Source organism: Marisediminicola antarctica (assembly GCF_009930795.1).
Taxonomy (GTDB): domain Bacteria; phylum Actinomycetota; class Actinomycetes; order Actinomycetales; family Microbacteriaceae; genus Marisediminicola; species Marisediminicola antarctica.
The window spans coordinates 3,083,290-3,100,605 of record NZ_CP017146.1 but is presented as its reverse complement, the minus strand read 5'-3'; the positions used below and the strand labels follow the sequence as shown (position 1 = coordinate 3,100,605).

General features: G+C 67.2%; 20 protein-coding genes. 18 read left to right on the top strand and 2 right to left on the bottom strand.

The genetic code is table 11. The annotated features are described in order from the left end of the window. Positions 1-35 precede the first annotated feature (35 nt). From BHD05_RS14505 to dprA, 9 genes are all read left to right on the top strand, one after another. Positions 36-539, top strand: coding sequence for a hypothetical protein (locus BHD05_RS14505; RefSeq protein ID WP_161887062.1), 504 nt, complete (start codon positions 36-38; stop codon positions 537-539). 163 nt (positions 540-702) lie between these two features. Further along, the gene (gene rplS, locus BHD05_RS14500; protein ID WP_161887061.1) at positions 703-1,044 is read left to right on the top strand and encodes a 50S ribosomal protein L19; all 342 of its coding nucleotides are present in this window, start codon (positions 703-705) and stop codon (positions 1,042-1,044) included. Positions 1,045-1,114: 70 nt separating this feature from the next. Further along, positions 1,115-1,861 (top strand): signal peptidase I, encoded by a 747-nt coding sequence (gene lepB, locus BHD05_RS14495; protein WP_161887060.1) that lies wholly within the window; start codon positions 1,115-1,117, stop codon positions 1,859-1,861. Positions 1,862-1,873: 12 nt separating this feature from the next. Continuing rightward, on the top strand, positions 1,874-2,530 hold the full coding sequence (locus BHD05_RS14490; RefSeq protein WP_161887574.1) for a ribonuclease HII: 657 nt from the start codon (positions 1,874-1,876) through the stop codon (positions 2,528-2,530). Positions 2,531-2,542: 12 nt separating this feature from the next. Continuing rightward, entirely contained in the window at positions 2,543-2,866 is a 324-nt protein-coding gene (locus tag BHD05_RS14485; RefSeq protein WP_161887059.1) for a DUF2469 family protein, read from the top strand. A gap of 5 nt (positions 2,867-2,871) precedes the next feature. Further along, a complete protein-coding gene (locus BHD05_RS14480; protein WP_161887058.1) occupies positions 2,872-3,195 on the top strand; it encodes a CHY zinc finger protein in 324 nt (107 codons plus the stop codon). Positions 3,196-3,359: 164 nt separating this feature from the next. Continuing rightward, a complete protein-coding gene (locus BHD05_RS14475) occupies positions 3,360-3,716 on the top strand; it encodes a YraN family protein (protein WP_161887057.1) in 357 nt (118 codons plus the stop codon). Beyond that, positions 3,716-5,251: a YifB family Mg chelatase-like AAA ATPase gene (locus BHD05_RS14470; protein WP_161887056.1), complete on the top strand. Its 1,536-nt coding sequence runs from the start codon at positions 3,716-3,718 to the stop codon at positions 5,249-5,251. The genes BHD05_RS14475 and BHD05_RS14470 overlap by 1 nt, the downstream gene beginning before the upstream one ends. After that, complete coding sequence (gene dprA, locus BHD05_RS14465; RefSeq protein ID WP_236966565.1) at positions 5,248-6,693, top strand: DNA-processing protein DprA; 1,446 nt, start codon at positions 5,248-5,250, stop codon at positions 6,691-6,693. The genes BHD05_RS14470 and dprA overlap by 4 nt, the downstream gene beginning before the upstream one ends. Positions 6,694-6,736: 43 nt before the next feature. Here the strand turns inward: dprA and BHD05_RS14455 are convergent, their stop codons facing one another. Continuing rightward, the gene (locus tag BHD05_RS14455) at positions 6,737-7,261 is read right to left on the bottom strand and encodes a MarR family transcriptional regulator (RefSeq protein WP_161887055.1); all 525 of its coding nucleotides are present in this window, start codon (positions 7,259-7,261) and stop codon (positions 6,737-6,739) included. Between the two features lie 68 nt (positions 7,262-7,329). Between BHD05_RS14455 and BHD05_RS14450 the strand changes: the two genes are divergently transcribed. The 3 genes from BHD05_RS14450 to BHD05_RS14440 all read left to right on the top strand — a co-directional run bounded on the left by BHD05_RS14450 (position 7,330) and on the right by BHD05_RS14440 (position 11,451). Then, a complete protein-coding gene (locus BHD05_RS14450) occupies positions 7,330-9,441 on the top strand; it encodes an MMPL family transporter (RefSeq protein WP_161887054.1) in 2,112 nt (703 codons plus the stop codon). 71 nt (positions 9,442-9,512) lie between these two features. After that, entirely contained in the window at positions 9,513-10,436 is a 924-nt protein-coding gene (locus BHD05_RS14445; RefSeq protein WP_161887053.1) for a phosphodiesterase, read from the top strand. Between the two features lie 7 nt (positions 10,437-10,443). After that, positions 10,444-11,451, top strand: coding sequence for a tyrosine recombinase XerC (locus BHD05_RS14440; RefSeq protein ID WP_161887052.1), 1,008 nt, complete (start codon positions 10,444-10,446; stop codon positions 11,449-11,451). 106 nt (positions 11,452-11,557) lie between these two features. Here the strand turns inward: BHD05_RS14440 and BHD05_RS14435 are convergent, their stop codons facing one another. Then, on the bottom strand, positions 11,558-12,226 hold the full coding sequence (locus tag BHD05_RS14435; RefSeq protein ID WP_236966564.1) for a M23 family metallopeptidase: 669 nt from the start codon (positions 12,224-12,226) through the stop codon (positions 11,558-11,560). A gap of 229 nt (positions 12,227-12,455) precedes the next feature. Here BHD05_RS14435 and rpsB point away from each other — a divergent pair, with 229 nt between their 5' ends. The 6 genes from rpsB (at position 12,456) to BHD05_RS14405 (ending at position 17,310) form a co-directional block, all read left to right on the top strand. Beyond that, positions 12,456-13,586 (top strand): 30S ribosomal protein S2, encoded by a 1,131-nt coding sequence (gene rpsB, locus BHD05_RS14430; protein ID WP_161887051.1) that lies wholly within the window; start codon positions 12,456-12,458, stop codon positions 13,584-13,586. Between the two features lie 9 nt (positions 13,587-13,595). After that, the gene (tsf, locus tag BHD05_RS14425) at positions 13,596-14,423 is read left to right on the top strand and encodes a translation elongation factor Ts (protein ID WP_161887050.1); all 828 of its coding nucleotides are present in this window, start codon (positions 13,596-13,598) and stop codon (positions 14,421-14,423) included. A 107-nt stretch (positions 14,424-14,530) separates the two neighbouring features. Next, positions 14,531-15,241 (top strand): UMP kinase, encoded by a 711-nt coding sequence (gene pyrH, locus BHD05_RS14420; protein WP_161887049.1) that lies wholly within the window; start codon positions 14,531-14,533, stop codon positions 15,239-15,241. A 19-nt stretch (positions 15,242-15,260) separates the two neighbouring features. Then, on the top strand, positions 15,261-15,761 hold the full coding sequence (locus BHD05_RS14415; RefSeq protein ID WP_161887048.1) for a hypothetical protein: 501 nt from the start codon (positions 15,261-15,263) through the stop codon (positions 15,759-15,761). Between the two features lie 10 nt (positions 15,762-15,771). After that, the gene (gene frr / locus BHD05_RS14410) at positions 15,772-16,326 is read left to right on the top strand and encodes a ribosome recycling factor (protein WP_161887047.1); all 555 of its coding nucleotides are present in this window, start codon (positions 15,772-15,774) and stop codon (positions 16,324-16,326) included. A 45-nt stretch (positions 16,327-16,371) separates the two neighbouring features. Further along, on the top strand, positions 16,372-17,310 hold the full coding sequence (locus BHD05_RS14405; RefSeq protein ID WP_236966563.1) for a phosphatidate cytidylyltransferase: 939 nt from the start codon (positions 16,372-16,374) through the stop codon (positions 17,308-17,310). Positions 17,311-17,316: the final 6 nt, after the last annotated feature.

The window sequence follows — 17,316 nt, the reverse complement described above, 5'->3', positions numbered from 1 at the left end:
GCCATTCTTGCGCGAACCATCTGTACGCTTGAACAATGTGGTTACGACGGGCCTTCTACTGGGTCCAACTCGCGGCGATCGTTGTGCTGCCCACTTGGATCATGATCGCCAGGAGCATCTCCCCGTCCGGCCTCGGCACGCAGGACCTGCTGGTGTTCCTCGCCTGGCCGGCACTCACCGTATCGATGATCGTTGTGCTGGGTGTGACGTGGGCGCGCAAGTCCGTACGGACGACCAAGGCCCTGTCCTGGACGGATGTCATCTCGCTCGGCGCGTGGTATCTGATCGCGATCGTCTACGGCGTCTTCGTCGCTCAGTCGGCGGAACTGGCCGCAGGGCTCACCGGCGGGCTTCTCGCTCTGGCCTCGCTCGCGGTGTTCGGCGTCGCGCTCTGGCAGCTCATGGTCGCCGCGAGGCGACGGGTGGAGACGGTTTTCGCGAGCCTCGATCATGTCGCACTACCGCAGGGCGAGTACCGCGCGACCCGAGTCACTCCCACCGACGGCGACGTCATCCGAATCGATCCCTCCGAGCGCTGACCTCCCACGAGTGGCGGCGGCAGGGTCGACTGTGACAGAATTATGGATTGTGCGTTCTGCACGGCCCTGCCACAGGGGGGCCAGCAAATCATGGGCACACCCACTCCTTCATGCAGCATCCAGAACGTGATCGACCCGTGGCGGTTACAGAGAGCGAATATTCATGCACATCCTCGACCACGTCGACGCGGCCTCACTCCGCAACGACATCCCCGAATTCCGCGCCGGTGACACCGTCAAGGTGCACGTCAACATTGTTGAAGGCACGCGTTCGCGCATCCAGGTCTTCCAGGGTGTCGTCATTGGCCGCTCGGGCGAAGGCGTCCGCGAGACCTTCTGTGTGCGCAAGGTCAGCTTCCAGGTCGGCGTCGAGCGCACCTTCCCGGTGCACTCCCCGGTCATCGACCACATCGAGGTCGTCACCCGCGGCGCGGTGCGTCGCGCGAAGCTGTACTACCTGCGCGACCTTCGTGGCAAGAAGGCCAAGATCAAGGAAAAGCGCTAAGCGCCAGCCCACAGCCCCAGTCTTTTCTGAGCTCCCCACCACGTAACATGGTGGGGAGCTCAGGGGTTTAATGGAACAAACAGATCCTTCGCCGCGCCCCCCGCGCACGGCACAGGACCGCAATCGACGATCGCGCAGCATCAAGCTGTTCGTCCGCGACATCGTCATCATTTTCGTCGCCGCGATCGTGATCTCTGTTGGCATCAAGACCTTCCTGATCCGCTCCTTCTACATCCCCTCTAGCTCGATGACGAACACGCTGCAGGTCAACGACCGCATCATCGTCAACCAGCTCGTGCCGGATGTCGTCCCGCTGCAGCGGGGTGACGTGGTTGTGTTTCGTGACCCGGGTGGGTGGCTTCCGCCGCAGGAGCAGACGGACGTGAACCCTGTCGTCGGGGGCATCGCCTGGTTCCTCACCACGATCGGGTTGAGCGCCTCCGACAGCAACGACCACCTCATCAAGCGAGTGGTTGGACTCCCCGGCGACACCGTCATGTGTTGCAACCCGGTCGGTCAGATGGAGGTCAACGGAGCACCGCTCGACGAGCCCTATCTCAACCTGCCCGAGGGCGTGTCGAAAGTGTCGGGGGACGACTTCTCGCAGGTTGTTCCCGAGGGATCGCTCTGGGTGATGGGTGACAACCGTTACAGCTCTAAGGACTCCCGCTACAACACCGAGACGCCAGGCGGCGGCTTCGTGCCGATCGACAACCTCGTCGGCCGCGCCTTTGTGATCACCTGGCCGTCGGTGCACTGGTCTTGGATTGACAACTACCCCGACACGTTCCGCGGCGTCGGGGTCGAACCGGACTAGGCCGCCATCATGATGGCAGTGTCTGATCCGACCCTCGAGGTCGAGACCGGCCTCCACGCGAAGGGCCACCGCTACGTCATCGGCTGCGACGAGGTTGGTCGGGGGGCGATTGCCGGCCCCGTCGCCGTCGGTCTCGCCGTCGTTGACCTCGCCTGCGGACCGTTCCCGCTCGGCCTTCGTGACTCGAAGCTGCTCAGCCAGAAGCGGCGTGAGGAACTCGCGCCGCTCACGGCGGCGTGGGCACGGCATTCCTCGGTCGGCCTCGCGTCGGCGCTCGAGGTCGACACCCTCGGACTCACCGCAGCCCTGGGACTCGCCGGCAAGCGGGCGCTAACCCGGCTGCACACTGGCGGCGCGAAGATTCGCGAGTCGATCATCCTGCTCGACGGCGCGTTCGACTGGCTCAACCCGGCCCTGTCGAGCAGCCTCCCGCTACTGCTGCAGGTGAAGGCAGACCGCGACTGCGCGTCGGTCGCCGCAGCATCCGTCGTCGCCAAGGTCTTCCGCGACCGAATCATGATCGACGCGGATGCGACGACGCCCGGATACGAGTGGGCCGGCAACAAGGGGTACGGGTCGGCAGGCCATTTCGCCGCGATCGCCGCGCTCGGCGCGACCGCGATGCACCGGCACACCTGGCTGAAGCAGCAGCCTGAGATCGACGAGTAGGATTGGCGCAGCATGGACGACGACGAATTCGAAGACTACGACCGTGAGGTCGAACTGGCCCTGTACCGCGAATATCGCGATGTGGTGTCCCAGTTCCGTTTCGTCGTGGAGACCGAACGCCGCTTCTATCTGGCCAACGAGGTCGAACTCGTCCGCCAAGACACCGAGCACGACTTCTACTTCGAACTCACGATGAACGACGTGTGGGTTTGGGATGTCTACCGGTCCGATCGCTTCGTCAAGTCCGTGCGCGTGCTGACCTTCAAGGACGTCAACGTGGAGGAGCTCTCGGCCAAGGAGCTCGAGCTGCCGAAAGAACTCGCGCTCGACGAGTAGGGCGCATGGTTCTGGCTCCAGTTGTCCACGGCCGGAAGGTCGACGGCGAGACCCGCTGTGTGCACTACAGCACGGCACTGGATGTCGTCGCGATCCGGTTCCGCTGTTGTGACCGCTACTACCCCTGCTATTCCTGCCACGCCGAGGACGAGACACATCCGGTGCTGCGCTGGCCGAGGGAGAAGTGGCAGGAGAACGCGATCCTCTGCGGGGTCTGCCGCACGGAACTGAGCATCGACTCGTACCGCGCGGCGACCGTGTGCCCCGCCTGCGGCGCCGGGTTCAACCCGGGCTGTGCGACGCACTTCCCGCTGTATTTCGAGGAGTAGCCGGTCTGGGCTCCACCCGCAGTGGATCCGCTGGCTGAATTGCGGACGGCGCCGGACCCGGCACCTCTCCTCCCCAACTGGCGGGCGTCATCGACCGTCCCCGATCCCGGCACCCGCCGGCTCGGTAGGACCGATCCGGGGCATCCTCGGTGTCGGAGGCAATCATGGCGGCGAAGGACGATCTCGGCAAACGCGGCGAGCTTCTCGCGGTTGCGTTCCTCGTCGACGCCGGCTACGACATCCTCGACCGCAACTGGCGGTGCCGGCAGGGCGAGATCGACGTCGTCGCGCTCGACGGCGATGAGACCGTCTTCGTCGAGGTGAAGACGCGGTCGAGCATTGCCTTCGGGCATCCGCTCGAGGCGATCACGATGCAGAAGCTCGCCAGGCTCCGGCGGCTCGCAGCGGCGTGGTGCGGAGAACATCCCGGCGTCCGTCGCCGCATCCGCATCGACGCGATCGCCATCATCGCGCCGCTCGGAGGCCCCGTGCAGTTCGAGCATGTGAGAAGTGTCTTCTGATGCCGCTCGGACGCACGTCGGCCGTAGCCCTCCTCGGGCTCACCGGTGAGATCGTCGAGGTTGAGGCGGACATCTCGAGCAACCTCCCCGGGTTCGTCCTCATCGGGCTGCCTGATGCGGCTCTCGGCGAGGCCCGCGACCGGGTACGGGCCGCGGCCACGAACACCGGGTGCGAGTTCCCCGCCCGAAAGGTCACGGTCAACCTCTCGCCCGCCGCCCTGCCCAAGCACGGCTCGGGGTTCGACCTGGCGATCGCGCTCGCGATCCTCGCGGCGGACCGGTTGGTGAACGCCGACTCGGTCGCGAGCGTCGTTCACCTCGGCGAGCTCGGCCTCGACGGGCGCCTGCGGCCGATCAGCGGCATCCTCCCGTCCACCCTCGCTGCCGCGCGCGCGGGCGCGACAACGGTTATGGTGCCGACGGGCAATGCCGACGAGGCCGCACTCGTGCCCGGGGTGCGCGTGGTCGGAGTCGCCTCGCTGCTCGAGGCGGCGATCTGGCATGGCGGCGAGTACACCCCTGTGCCGGTCGAGCCGATCCTTCGGGCGGCGCCGATGGGCGCGGCTGGCGACAACCTCGACCTGAGTGACATCATCGGCAACGACGACGCGATCGAGGCGATTCAGGTCGCGGCGGCGGGCGGCCACCACATGTTCCTCCTTGGGCCACCGGGCGCGGGCAAGACGATGCTCGCCACGCGTCTGCCGGGCATCCTGCCCGACCTCGACGCCGATGCCGCGCTCGAGGTGAGCTGCGTCCGCTCGCTGGCGGGGCTGCCGGTCGGTGCTTCGCTCGCGACGCGTCCGCCGCTGGAGGCCCCGCACCACACGGCCACCGCCGCCTCAATCGTCGGGGGAGGCAGCGGTGTCATCCGTCCGGGCGCCGCAGCGCGGGCGAACCACGGCGTGCTCTTCCTCGATGAGGCACCGGAGTTCCAGCGAGCGGTGCTCGACGCACTCCGCCAGCCGCTCGAGTCGGGTCTCATCAGCATCCACCGGGCCAATTCGGTCGCGCACTTTCCCGGACGATTCCAGCTTGTTCTCGCCGCCAACCCGTGCCCGTGCGGGCAGTACGGTGCACGGGACTCGGAGTGCGTCTGTGCACCGAGCGCGCGCCGCCGTTACCTCGCGAGGCTCTCCGGTCCCCTGCTCGACCGCATCGACATCCAGCTGCGAGTGGCCCGCATCACCTCAGCCACGATGCGCATGGCGGATGAGAAGCAGCGGGCGGACACGACGACCGTGCGCAGTCGGGTGGTGTCGGCCAGGGCGGCGACCGCGGAGCGGCTGGGCGCGACGCCGTGTGCGCTCAACTCGCAAGTGCCCGGGCCGTGGTTGCGCGGCCCCCACGCGCGGCTCGGTCCATCGACGACGGTGTCCATCGACCGAGCACTCGAACGCGGCGGCCTCACCATGCGCGGGTACGACCGGGTGTTGCGCCTCGCATGGACTTTTGCCGACCTTGACGGCGCACAGCGACCGACGGCCGACCATCTCGGTCGAGCCCTGTATCTCAGAAAGGCGATTTCGTCATGACCATGTTCGGGCTCAAGGCGGCCGTCGTTGCGCCGCTCATTCGCAGTCTTGGCCGGGATGATTTCACAGTGGAGGAAATCCTCGATCGTTTCGCGCGGGCCACCTGGACCGGGATTGCCGAACCGGGGGACCGCGTCGCTGGCCTTCTTGTTGAGTTACTCGGCGCGCCAGCCGCACTGACTGCCGTGATCGATCGATGGGGCGTCGATCGGATAGTGGGCGCCGTCGCGGAGAGGTCAGGTATTCGGGCCGACGACTCACGCACTCCCGCCGGGCTTCTCGAGGCCAACGGGCTCACCGTCGCCGATCTCGTCGCGGCGCAGCAGCGGTGGCAACCCCGGGCGGCGTCTCAGGCGGCGCTCGTGGCACTTCGCCAGGCAGGCCGGTACGGCGTCCGGCTGCTCGTGCCCGGCGACCCGGAATGGCCCGTGGGGGTCGACGATCTCGGGGCTCACGCGCCCCTCGCGCTGTGGCTGCGCGGGCGCTCGGAGACGCTAGCAACGGCGGGCAGCTCGATTGCGCTTGTCGGGGCCAGAGCCGCCACGGGATACGGCGAGCACGTGGCAATGGAGGCGTCTGCAGGTCTCGTTGACCGCGGCTACACCATCGTCTCCGGGGCGGCGTACGGGATCGACGGGATGGCGCACCGGGCGGCGCTGGCGAGTTCGGGGGAGACGATCGCGTTCCTCGCCGGCGGGGTGGACCGCTTCTATCCGAGCGGCCACGACGGGCTCCTCTCACGGATCGTCGAGTCCGGCGCGGTGGTGTCGGAATTGCCGTGCGGGTCGCCGCCGACCAAGTGGAGGTTCCTGCAGCGCAATCGACTAATTGCCGCAGCGAGCCTCGCGACGGTCGTTCTCGAGGCGGGTTGGCGGTCGGGGTCGCTCAACACGGCCGGGCACGCGGCCGCGCTGGGGCGTCCTCTCGGCGCCGTGCCGGGCCCTGTCACGTCGGCGGCCTCGGCCGGGTGCCACCGGCTGATCCGCGATTTTGACGCCGTCTGCGTGACGAACGCCGACGAGATGGCCGAGCTCGCGCCTCGCCCCTCTGTTGTGAGCAAGGGGCCTGGCCGTGGCGAGCGCGTTGGGGTCGATCTAGGTGGTGGCAGTGGCCGTGGCAGCGGTGGGGAAGGTGGGAGCGGCGGGGGCCGGGCCAACGGTGGGAGCCGGGGCAACGGTGGGAGCCGGGGCAACGGGAGCGAGACCCCCGATGTTGGCGGCCAGTCCGTTGCCCGTTCGGGGGTCGACGTGCCCGAGCGGGCCGAGTCCGCCGAGCGCACACGCGTCGTCGACGCGCTCAGCGCACGGTCACCACGGGCAGTCGGTGACATCGCGGCTCGCGCGGGCCTGTCCGCGGCGCAGGTGCAGGCGGTGTTGGGGCTGCTCGAGCTTGAGGGGAGGGCCGCGAGGAGAGAACGCGGGTGGGTGCGGGGCGCAGCGTGAGCTCCCGGAGCAGGGGAGAGGGCCTGCGGGTGTTGGGCCTGCGCTAGCTTCGCGGCGGTAGTTGCGCCCGATATACGCCCACGACCCGTGTCAAGTACTGAGCGATCACGCCTTGTTCGTCGACGGTGAAGTCGTCGAGCACCCCGTCGACGCCAGATATAAGGGGAAGAATGCGCGCCATTGCACGCTCGACCGACGCCGGGTTCGGCACCACGAGCACTCCCCTCCTGTCAGTCGGGTGTGGCTGACGCGTTGCATGGCCGACCGCGGCAAGCCGGTCGACGATCACCGTCGCAGCCGCAGTGGACACGTCGAGGCGGCGGGCGATCTCGGTTGGGCTCAGCGGGCCGCTCATCACGAGGTGCTGCATCGCTTCGAAGTCGCGCCGATTGACGTCGAGTTCCGCACCGACGTCGGCCTCGAGGTCGACGGTCAGGTCGAGGATCTCCCGGAGCAGCAGACTCGCCTCGCGCACGCGGGCGACGGGCCCCGCGCGGCGGTCCGTCCTGACGGAATCGACATCGACAGCGCCGACAGCGCCGAGGCGGGAGTCGGGAGCGTCTTGCATGCATCCCATCGTATGCCTAAAGTAGCTAAGCAATCATGTAATCAAGTTGTTTAGCTAAAAGGGGTCTCATGCGTAGGCTAACGACATTCATCACCGCGCGGGCGACGTCCTGGATCGTACTCGTCGTGGCTCTCCTCGGTACGGCGGCCCTGTTCGCGATCGGTCCGGGAACGACCTCCGAGTCGGCCCCGGGGCCGGGGCTTCCCGACACCGCAGAATCGGTGCAGGTGAGCGAGCTGCAGACGACCCTGCCGAGCGCCGACGCCACCTCGGCGCTGCTCGTGTTCAGTCGCGACGGTGATTCACTGACCGACGACGACCTCGCCGCTGTGGGGGAGGCCGCGACCGATCTTTCCGCACTCTCCCGCGACGGATTCGTGCCTCCACCGACCCTCTCTGACGACAGCACCGCAGCGATCGTCGTTGTGCCGCTCGAGATCGCCGACAACATCGACAGCCAGAGCGAGCGCGCCGCCGAGCTGCGCGAGATCGCGAATGCCCCCCTCCCCGACGGACTGACGGCTCTGCTTACAGGTGCAGAGGGCTTCGAGGTGGACCTCAGCGCAGTCTTCGACGGCGCCGACTTCACCCTGCTGCTGACCACCGTGATCGTCGTCGCGATCCTGCTCATCGTGACCTACCGCAGCCCGTGGCTGTGGATCGTCCCGCTGGTCGTGATCGGCACCGCCGACGGACTCGCAGGCATCGTCGCGGCGCGCGTTGCATCCCTCATCGGGATCACCCTCGATGCCTCCGTCACCGGTATCCTCTCCGTGCTCGTCTTCGGTGCCGGCACGAACTACGCCCTGCTGCTGATCGCGCGCTATCGCGACGAACTTCGGCTCATCGCCGATCGCCGCCACGCGATGGAGAAAGCCCTCCGTGGCGCCGGCCCCGCGATCATTGCCAGCGGGTCGACCGTAGTGCTGAGCCTGCTGACACTGCTGTTCGCCGAGCTCACCGGCAACCGGGCCCTCGGCATCGCGTGCGCCACCGGCATCCTCGTCGCCATGATCTTCGCCCTGATCGTGCTCCCGCCCACGCTCCTGCTGTTCGGCCGAGGCCTATTCTGGCCCTACGTTCCGAAGTTCGGCTCCGAGGACCGCTCCGCCCGAGGAGTGTGGGGGCGTCTGGGTCGATTCGTGTCGCTGCGCCCTATCGCCGTCGCGATAGTCGGCGTGCTCGTTCTTGGGGGCCTCGCGCTCGGTGCGACCCAGGTGCAGACCGGGCTCGCGCAGACCGAACGCTTCATCCAGGCGCCCGAGGCAGTGCAGGGCCAGCGAGTCATCGCGGATTCCTTCGCTGCGGGCAGCGGGTCGCCGACAGCGGTAATCGTCAACGCCGAGTACGCCGACGAGGCCGCGGGGGTGGCAGCGGTGGTCGACGGCGTCGACTCCGCGACCGTGGGGGACGGCGACGGGGAGATCACTCAGGTCAACGTCGTGCTGTCAGCGGCCGCGGAGACCGAGGAGGCGTTCGACGTGGTTCGGGAGCTGCGTACCGAGCTCGGCTCGATCGAGGGGGCGGATGCTCTTGTCGGCGGCCTCGACGCGCAGGCCCTCGATGTGTCCGAGGCCACTCGGGCCGATCAGAACCTCGTGATCCCGCTCATTCTGGTGCTCGTGCTGATTGTGCTGATGATCCTTCTGAGGGCGATCCTCGCTCCGGTGATCCTGTTGGTAACGGTTGTCGGCTCGTACTTCGCGAGCCTCGGGGCAAGCTGGCTGCTCTTCCAAACCGTGTTCGATTTCCCTGCGCTCGACACCAACGTCGTCCTTCTGAGCTTCTTGTTCCTGGTCGCCCTCGGGGTGGACTACAACATCTTCCTGGTCACGAGGGCGAACGAGGAGGCCAGGACACTCGGCACCCGCGACGGCATGATCCGTGCGCTTGCGGCGACAGGAGGTGTGATCACGAGCGCGGGAATCCTGCTCGCGGCGGTCTTCGCGGTTCTCGGGGTCCTGCCGCTCATCACCCTCACCCAGATCGGGATCATCGTCTGCGTCGGTGTGCTGCTCGACACGCTCCTCGTGCGCACCGTCATCGTGCCTGCGCTCGCGTTCATCGCCGGCGACAGGTTCTGGTGGCCGAGGCGGCTGCACCCTACGGCGCCCGGCGTCGCCGTAGCGGATGCCGGTCTCGCGCGGCCCGACCGATCGAGTGAACCATCCGTGCGGTAGTCCGGGACACTTGTCGGCACTCGCCGCGGGCGTAAGTCGAGGCTGACACTGGTTCGTCCTAGTCTGAAGTTGTGATCCAACTCGGCCAGCATCCGCCTCCCGTGCACACCATCGCGCACATCAGCGACACCCATTTCCTTGCCGGCGGAGCGCTGCTGTATGGCTCTGTCGAGACCGAGGAGAACCTGCGGCAGGCGCTCGGACAGCTCGAGCGATCCGGCATCCGCCCCGAGGCCCTCGTGTTCACCGGCGACCTCGCTGACCTCGGCGAGCCTGACGCGTACCAACGGCTGCGCGCGATCGTCGAACCCGCAGCGGCACGGCTCGGGGCCGAGGTCGTCTGGGTGATGGGCAACCACGACGAACGTCTGCAGTACTCGAGCGGGCTGTTCGACATCGAGGCCACCGAGGCCCCCCAAGACCGGGTTTACGACATTGGCGGCCTGCGCATCATCTCGCTCGACACCACGGTGCCCGGATTCCACCACGGTCAATTGACCGACGGCCAGCTGGACTGGCTCGCCGATGTGCTGAAGGTGCCCGCCCCCCACGGAACCCTCATTGCCTTGCACCACCCGCCCGTCCCGACCCCGCTGCTCTGGGCGATGGAGATGCTCGAGCTGGAGGCCCAGGACCGCTTCGCCGCGGTTGTGGCCGGAACTGACGTGCGCGCGATCCTCGGCGGACACCTTCACTTCTCCACCCACAGCACCGTTGCGGGAGTGCCCGTTTCGGTCGCGGCCGCGACCTGCTACACGCTCGCACTCACCGAGAAGGACCGTCTGCTGTCGGGCATCGACTCCGGCCAGTCCTTCAACATCGTGCACGTCTACGAGGACAGGGTCGTGCACTCGATCGTCCCCGTCGGAGACACCACCGAGATCACCGGCTTCTCCGCCGAGCATCGCGCCGTGATCGAGGCGATGACGCCCGAGCAGCGCCGGCAGATGTTCTCCAACAAGAAGTCGCGATTCAACCTGGGCGAGGGCGTGTAGCGCGCTCATGCTTCTGACGCGTGCGCTCGAGGATTTCGCGGCACACCTCGAACTGGAGCGAGGCTTCAGCGCACACACCGTGCGTGCCTACCGGTCCGATCTCGGTGGATTCGTCGCGTTCGCGGCTGCGCAGGGAGTGGATGCCGTGGCGGAGGTCACGCTCGAGCTCCTCCGCGACTGGCTGTGGCTCGGGTCGCAGGACGGGGTGTCCAAGGCGACGCTCGCCCGCCGATCGGCCGCAGTCCGAGGCTTCACCGCGTGGCTCGCGCGGAGCGGGTCGGTGCCGGGCGATGCAGCCACACGACTCAGAGCGCCGAAACCCGACCGGCACCTTCCGCGGGTGCTCACGCGGGATCAGATCGATGTGGTGCTCGCCGCGCTCGCCGTGCGGGCCAGGTCGGGCGACGCGAACAGCCTCCGGGATGTCGCCGTCGTGGAACTTCTCTATGCCTCGGCCCTTCGCGTGAGCGAGGTGACCGGACTCGACGTTGGCGACGTCGACCTCGGCTCTCTCACGGTGCGCGTCATGGGTAAGGGAGCAAAGGAGAGAATTGTGCCATTCGGGGTGCCCGCCCGCCGCGCGATCGAGGCCTGGCTCGACGAGGGGCGCCAGCGGCTGCTGGCGGACTTCGCCCAGCGCGCGGAGCGGGGCGAATCTGTTGCGCGTGCCGTCTCTGTTGCGCGTGCCGTCTCTGTTGCGCCTGCCGGCTCTGTCGCGCGTGCCGAGCCCGCCGAGCGCCCCGCCCTATTCCTCGGGCCCCGAGGGGGGCGACTCGGGACTCGCGCCGTGTACCGGCTCGTGGCGGAGTTGCTCGATGGGCTTCCTGGTGGCGGCCCGGCCGGGCCGCACACCCTGCGCCACACGGCGGCGACACATCTGCTCGACGGCGGCGCTGATCTCAGGGCGGTACAGGAGATGCTCGGCCATGCGAGCCTCGGCACGACCCAGATCTATACGCATGTATCGACGGAGCGGCTCACGGCAAGTTATCGATCGGCGCATCCGCGGGCCTGAGGCGGCCCACGCGGCACACCGCCGCACCCGGCACCCGGCACGCCGCTCCCGCCGACACTCGGCACGCCGCTCCCGCCGACACTCGGCACGCCGCCACCGCCGACACTCACCGCAACTCCCGGGTCGGCAGGAGCACCGAGCGCGCAATGCCCCCCAAGAAGTTGAGCGGCGACACATAGTCGCCGTGCAATCGCACCCCGAAGTGCAGGCACGGTGTCGGGCAGTGTGCGGGCGTGGCGGCATCGACACGCACGGTGCCGACGACGTCGCCAGCCGACACCGGCTGTCCCTCGACGAGGCCGGAGTCCACCGGTTCGAAGCTCGACACGAGGCCGCCCGGATGCCGGAGCGACAGCACCGGTCGGTCGACCACCGTGCCGACGAAGTGGACCACCCCGTCGGCAGGGGCAATAACCTCCCTGCTGCCTCTCGCGCCGAGTTCCGCGCCCGGACCGGGCTCCGTCACGGCATCGACGCGAATGTCGATGCCGCGGTGTCCCGCAGCATAGGTCGTCGCCGGCGCGACGAACGGACGGGAGACGACATACGGCGGCCCCACGGGCCAGAGCCACTGGGGTGCCGCCCCCGCTGCCCCCGCCGCCGGTCGCCCGTCTGGGGAGACCGCCAGCGCAACGAGCGCGAGCACGAGCGCAAAGCCACTAAGCCGGAATGGCCTGGCGACGAGCGACGAGAGCGGCACGAAGACAGACTGCACCCGTCCCGGCATCCGCGGCCCGCACGCCGCATCCTCCCTGCACTTGAGCAGTTCGATCATCCCGGTGCAGGAGCGGTGGTATCATTTTCGAAGCAGCGCGCGTGAGTGCGCTGACTACGCGTGTCCGCAGTGCTCGTCCCAGAGCATGCAATCACATCCACTCGGTCCTGATTTTTCAGGCGGATGTGTGCCGGGCACCAGGAATCGCGCCAACCGGTCGCGATTACAACTGAGAAGGCGCAATCGCGCTGCCCGCATGGGTAGACGTGCGCCAGTAAAGGAGACGGCCATGGCCGTTGTAACCATCCGCCAGCTGCTCGACAGCGGCGTTCACTTCGGACACCAGACTCGCCGCTGGAACCCCAAGATGAAGCGATTCATCCTGACGGAGCGCTCGGGTAGCCACATCATCGACCTGCAGCAGTCGCTCGTGCACATCGACAAGACGTACGACTATGTCAAGGAGACGGTCGCCCACGGCGGCACGATTCTCTTCGTCGGTACGAAGAAGCAGGCACAGGGATCCATCGCCGAGCAGGCGCAGCGCGTGGGCCAGCCCTACGTCAACCAGCGCTGGCTCGGTGGGCTCCTCACCAACTTCCAGACCGTGTCGAAGCGCCTCGCGCGCATGAAGGAGCTCGAAGAGCTCGACTTCGACGACACCACAAAGGGCTTCACCAAGAAGGAACTGCTCATCAAGAAGCGTGAGCTCATCAAGCTCAACCGCAGCCTTGGTGGTATCCGCAACCTGACGAAGACCCCGTCCGCGATTTGGATCGTCGACACCAAGAAGGAGCACCTCGCGATTGACGAGGCGCACAAGCTCGGCATCCCGGTCATCGCGATCCTCGACACCAACTGCGACCCCGACGACGTTCAGTACCCGATCCCGGGTAACGACGACGCGATCCGTTCCGTCGGCCTGCTCACCCGCATCATCGCGGACGCGGCAGCCGAGGGCCTGATCCAGCGCCACCAGAAGCCCGAAGAGGGAGCAGCTCCCGTCGAGCCGCTCGCGGCCTGGGAAGCAGAGCTTCTCGGCCAGGCCGAGGCCGCTGCCGAGACACCCGCTGCCGAGGCGCCTGCTGCCGAGGCGCCTGCTGCCGAGACACCCGCTGCCGAGGCGCCTGCTGCCGAGACGCCTGCTGCCGAGGCGCCTGCAGCCGACGCGCCGACTGCCGAGGCCCCCGTCGCCGAGGTTGCTGCCGATCTCCCCGTCGAGGAGAACGACGCGGATGCCGTTGCCGCCGAGCACGAGGCCACCGCCGACGAGACCGTCGTCCCCGAGCACCACGTTGAGTCCGACGAGGCCGCCGAGGCGAAGATCGAAGCCGACGCAGCCGAGGCAGAGAAGGCCCCCGCCTCCAAGCCCGCCCCGAAGAAGCCTGCAGCGAAGACCGCTGCAGCCGAGACCAAGTAAGGAACTCCCATGGCAGATTTCAGCCTGGCTGACCTCAAGACCCTACGCGAGCGGCTGGGCACCGGAATGGTTGATTCCAAGAACGCCCTCGTCGAAGCTGGGGGAGACCTCGAGAAGGCCACCGAGCTCCTGCGCCTCAAGGGAGCAAAGGGCAACGCGAAGCGTGCCGACCGCTCCACGAGTGAGGGCCTTGTCGCCGCGAAGGAAAACGGAACCACGACGACGCTCATCGAGCTCGACTGCGAGACCGACTTCGTAGCCAAGGGCGAGAAGTTCGTGAAGCTCGGCGACACGGTGCTTGACGCCGCCGTCGCCGCCGGCGCCGCGACCGTCGACGAGGCACTTGCCGCGAAGATCGGAACCCAGACCGTCGCTGAGCTCATCAGCGACGAAGCGGCCGTCCTGGGCGAGAAGATCGTTCTTCGCCGCCTCTTCGCGATCGACGCAGAGAAGTTCTCCGTCTACCTGCACAAGACCAACAAGGACCTGCCGCCGCAGGTTGGCGTTGTCGTCGGTTACACGGGAGACGACGCGGAGACCGCGCGCAGCATCGCCCAGCACATCTCGTTCGCTGACCCGCAGTACCTCTCGCGGGATGACGTCCCGGCAGACGTGGTCGAAACCGAGCGCCGTATCGTCGAGGAGATCAGCCGCAACGAGGGTAAGCCGGAGGCTGCGCTTCCGAAAATCATCGAGGGGCGCGTCACGGGTTACTTCAAGCAGGTCGCCCTGCTCGACCAGGACTACGCGAAGGACAACAAGCTGTCTGTCGCGAAGGTGCTGGCAGAGGCCGGACTCACGGTCACGGGCTTCGCCCGTTTCAAGGTCGGCGCGTAACACACGCGTGAAACAGGGTTCGGGTCGCGCACAGCGATTCGGGCCCTGTTTGTGTATCACCACACGTTAAGCGGGATAATCGGCAACAAGCGAGCGGAAGAGTACCCATGACGAAAACCACGAAGCGACGGGTACTGCTCAAGCTTTCGGGCGAAGCATTCGGCGGAGGATCGGTGGGGGTCAACCCCGACGTCGTCAGTGCCATGGCCCGGGAGATCGCGGAGGCGGCCCAGGAGGTCGAGGTCGCGATCGTCGTCGGCGGAGGAAACTTCTTCCGCGGAGCCGAGCTCAGCCAGCGCGGCATGGACCGCGGCCGCGCCGACTACATGGGCATGCTCGGAACCGTGATGAACGCGCTCGCCCTGCAGGACTTCCTCGAGCAGGCCGGCGCCGCCACGCGCGTGCAGTCGGCCATCTCGATGACCCAGGTCGCCGAGCCGTACATCCCGCTCCGCGCTGAGCGTCACCTCGAGAAGGGCCGCGTCGTCATCTTCGGCGCCGGCGCTGGTCTGCCGTACTTCTCGACCGACACCGTCGCAGCCCAGCGCGCGCTCGAGATCGGTGCTGACGTGGTGCTCGTCGCCAAGAACGGGGTCGACGGCGTGTACTCCGCCGACCCGAACAAGGATCACACCGCTAAGAAGATCGACGAGATCACCTACCAGGAGGCGCTCGTCCAGGGGCTCAACGTGGTCGATTCGACGGCGTTCAGCCTGTGCAAGGACAATGGGATGCCGATGGTGGTGTTCGGGATGAAGCCCGACGGCAACGTGACCCGCGCGATCCGCGGAGACCGCATCGGCACACTCGTCAGATAACCCACCGGAGGGAAGCGAGATGGACCAGCCTCTGTTGTGGAGCGCGCTGCTCGGTGTTGTGGTGCTGGGTGGGCTCATTCGCCTTCTGTCCCGCGGAGCGGTTCTGGCCCCGCGCGCCGTGCCGCTGCGGCCGTGGGAGCGGGTGCTGGTGATCATCGGCGGCGTGCTGCTGATCTTCCACTGCTCCGCGATGTTCTTCGGGCCGTGGGTGGATGCCGTGCCCGGGCTCGAGCCGGCCGCGCGTGCGGTGCGGGCGGGCGGCCCCGCGAGCCAAATTGCCTACTGGGTGCCTGCCGCGGCGATCGTGGTGGGTTGGCGGCGTGTCTGGTGGCCTGCCCTTGCCGGCGTGGCCGTGACCCTGATCGGCGTCGGCGCAACGATGTTCATCCCGTTCCCGCTTGTGGTGCATCTCGTCTGGCTCTCCGCCCTCATCCTCTCGGCGCTCTCGGTGTCGGTGTTCCTTGTCGGTGATCCCCGCAAGCCCGCGGTGCGGCAACCGTCTAAACTCGAACAGACATGAAGGAGCAGTCGTGATCAGTGACGTACTGGCAGAAGCCAAAGACAAGATGCACAAGTCCGTCGAGGCGGCCAAGGACGACTTCGGAAACGTGCGCACGGGCCGCGCGAACCCGGCATTGTTCCAGAAGATTCTCGTGGACTATTACGGCACCCCGACGCCGCTCGGGCAGCTCGCCGGCATGCAGAACCCCGAGGCGCGCACCCTACTGGTGACTCCGTACGACAAGATCGCGCTCAAGGACATCGAGCGTGCGCTCGTCTCGGCTCCAAACCTCAGCGCGAATGTCGGAAACGACGGCACGGTCATCCGCGTCACCCTGCCCGAGTTGACGGAGGAGCGCCGCAAGGAGTTCGTCAAGCTCGTGCGCGCCAAGGGCGAGGACGCCAAGGTGTCGATCCGCAACATCCGCCGTCGCTCAAAGGACGAGCTCGATGCACTCAAGAGCGAGGTGGGCGATGACGAAGTGACACGCGGCGAGAAGGAGCTCGAGGCCGTCACGAAGTCGCACATTGATGCGATCGACGACGCGCTCAAGAAGAAGGAAGCCGAGCTTCTCGAGGTCTAAATGTCGGATTCTCCCGAGAGGCCCCGACCAGCGCTGAATAGACGCGTGCGCCAGAGGCGTGAGGATCTCGAGGCCCGCGCCGCCGCGACTCGAGAGGAGATCCGCGCCCAGATCGCTGTGACCCGCGCCCACCTCGACGACGCGAATGAGAAGCTCGAGGCGAGGGCCGGCCGCAACCTGCCGCTCGCCATCGGGTTCGGCCTCGTGCTCGGTGTGAGCATGCTGTTGAGCCTCATCCTCGTGAAGTCCTTCTTCATGCTCGTGGCCGCCGCGCTCGTTGCCTTCACCGCGTTCGAGCTCGCGAGCGCCCTGTGGTTCGCTGGCCGTTACGTGCCGCGCGTACCGACGGTCATCGCCGCGGTCGCGATCGTGCCCGCGGCCTTTTACTTCGGTGCGAGCGGTGCCTGGCTTGTGCTCCTCGGCGGGGTTCTGCTCGTCGGCCTCTGGCGCGCGGCCGAACAGGTCCGCCCGAGCCGACGAGGCACGGCGCTCGAGTTCTGGAAGGACCTCGGCGCCGGTACCTTTGTCCAGGCCTATGTGCCCTTCCTCGGCAGTTTCGCGGTCGTTATGGCCGCGCAGGACGGCGGCGAGTGGTGGACCCTCGCCTTTCTGCTCATCGTCATCTCGACCGACACCGGTGCGTATGCGAGCGGCGTGCTGTTCGGCAAGCATCCGATGGCCCCGAGAATCAGCCCGAAGAAGACGTGGGAGGGGTTCGCCGGGTCAGTGCTCGTTGCCCTTACCGTCGGCGTCGTGCTCGCTCTGTTCATGCTCGGCCAGCCCTGGTGGTTCGGCCTCATCTTCGGCATCACTATGGTGGCTACGGCCACGCTCGGGGACCTCACGGAGTCGCTCATCAAGCGCGATCTCGGTATCAAAGACATCAGCACGTGGCTGCCCGGTCACGGAGGGTTCCTCGACCGGCTCGACTCTGTTCTTCCGAGCACCATCGCAACGTACGCGCTGTTCCTCATCTTTGCGTAGTGCAGA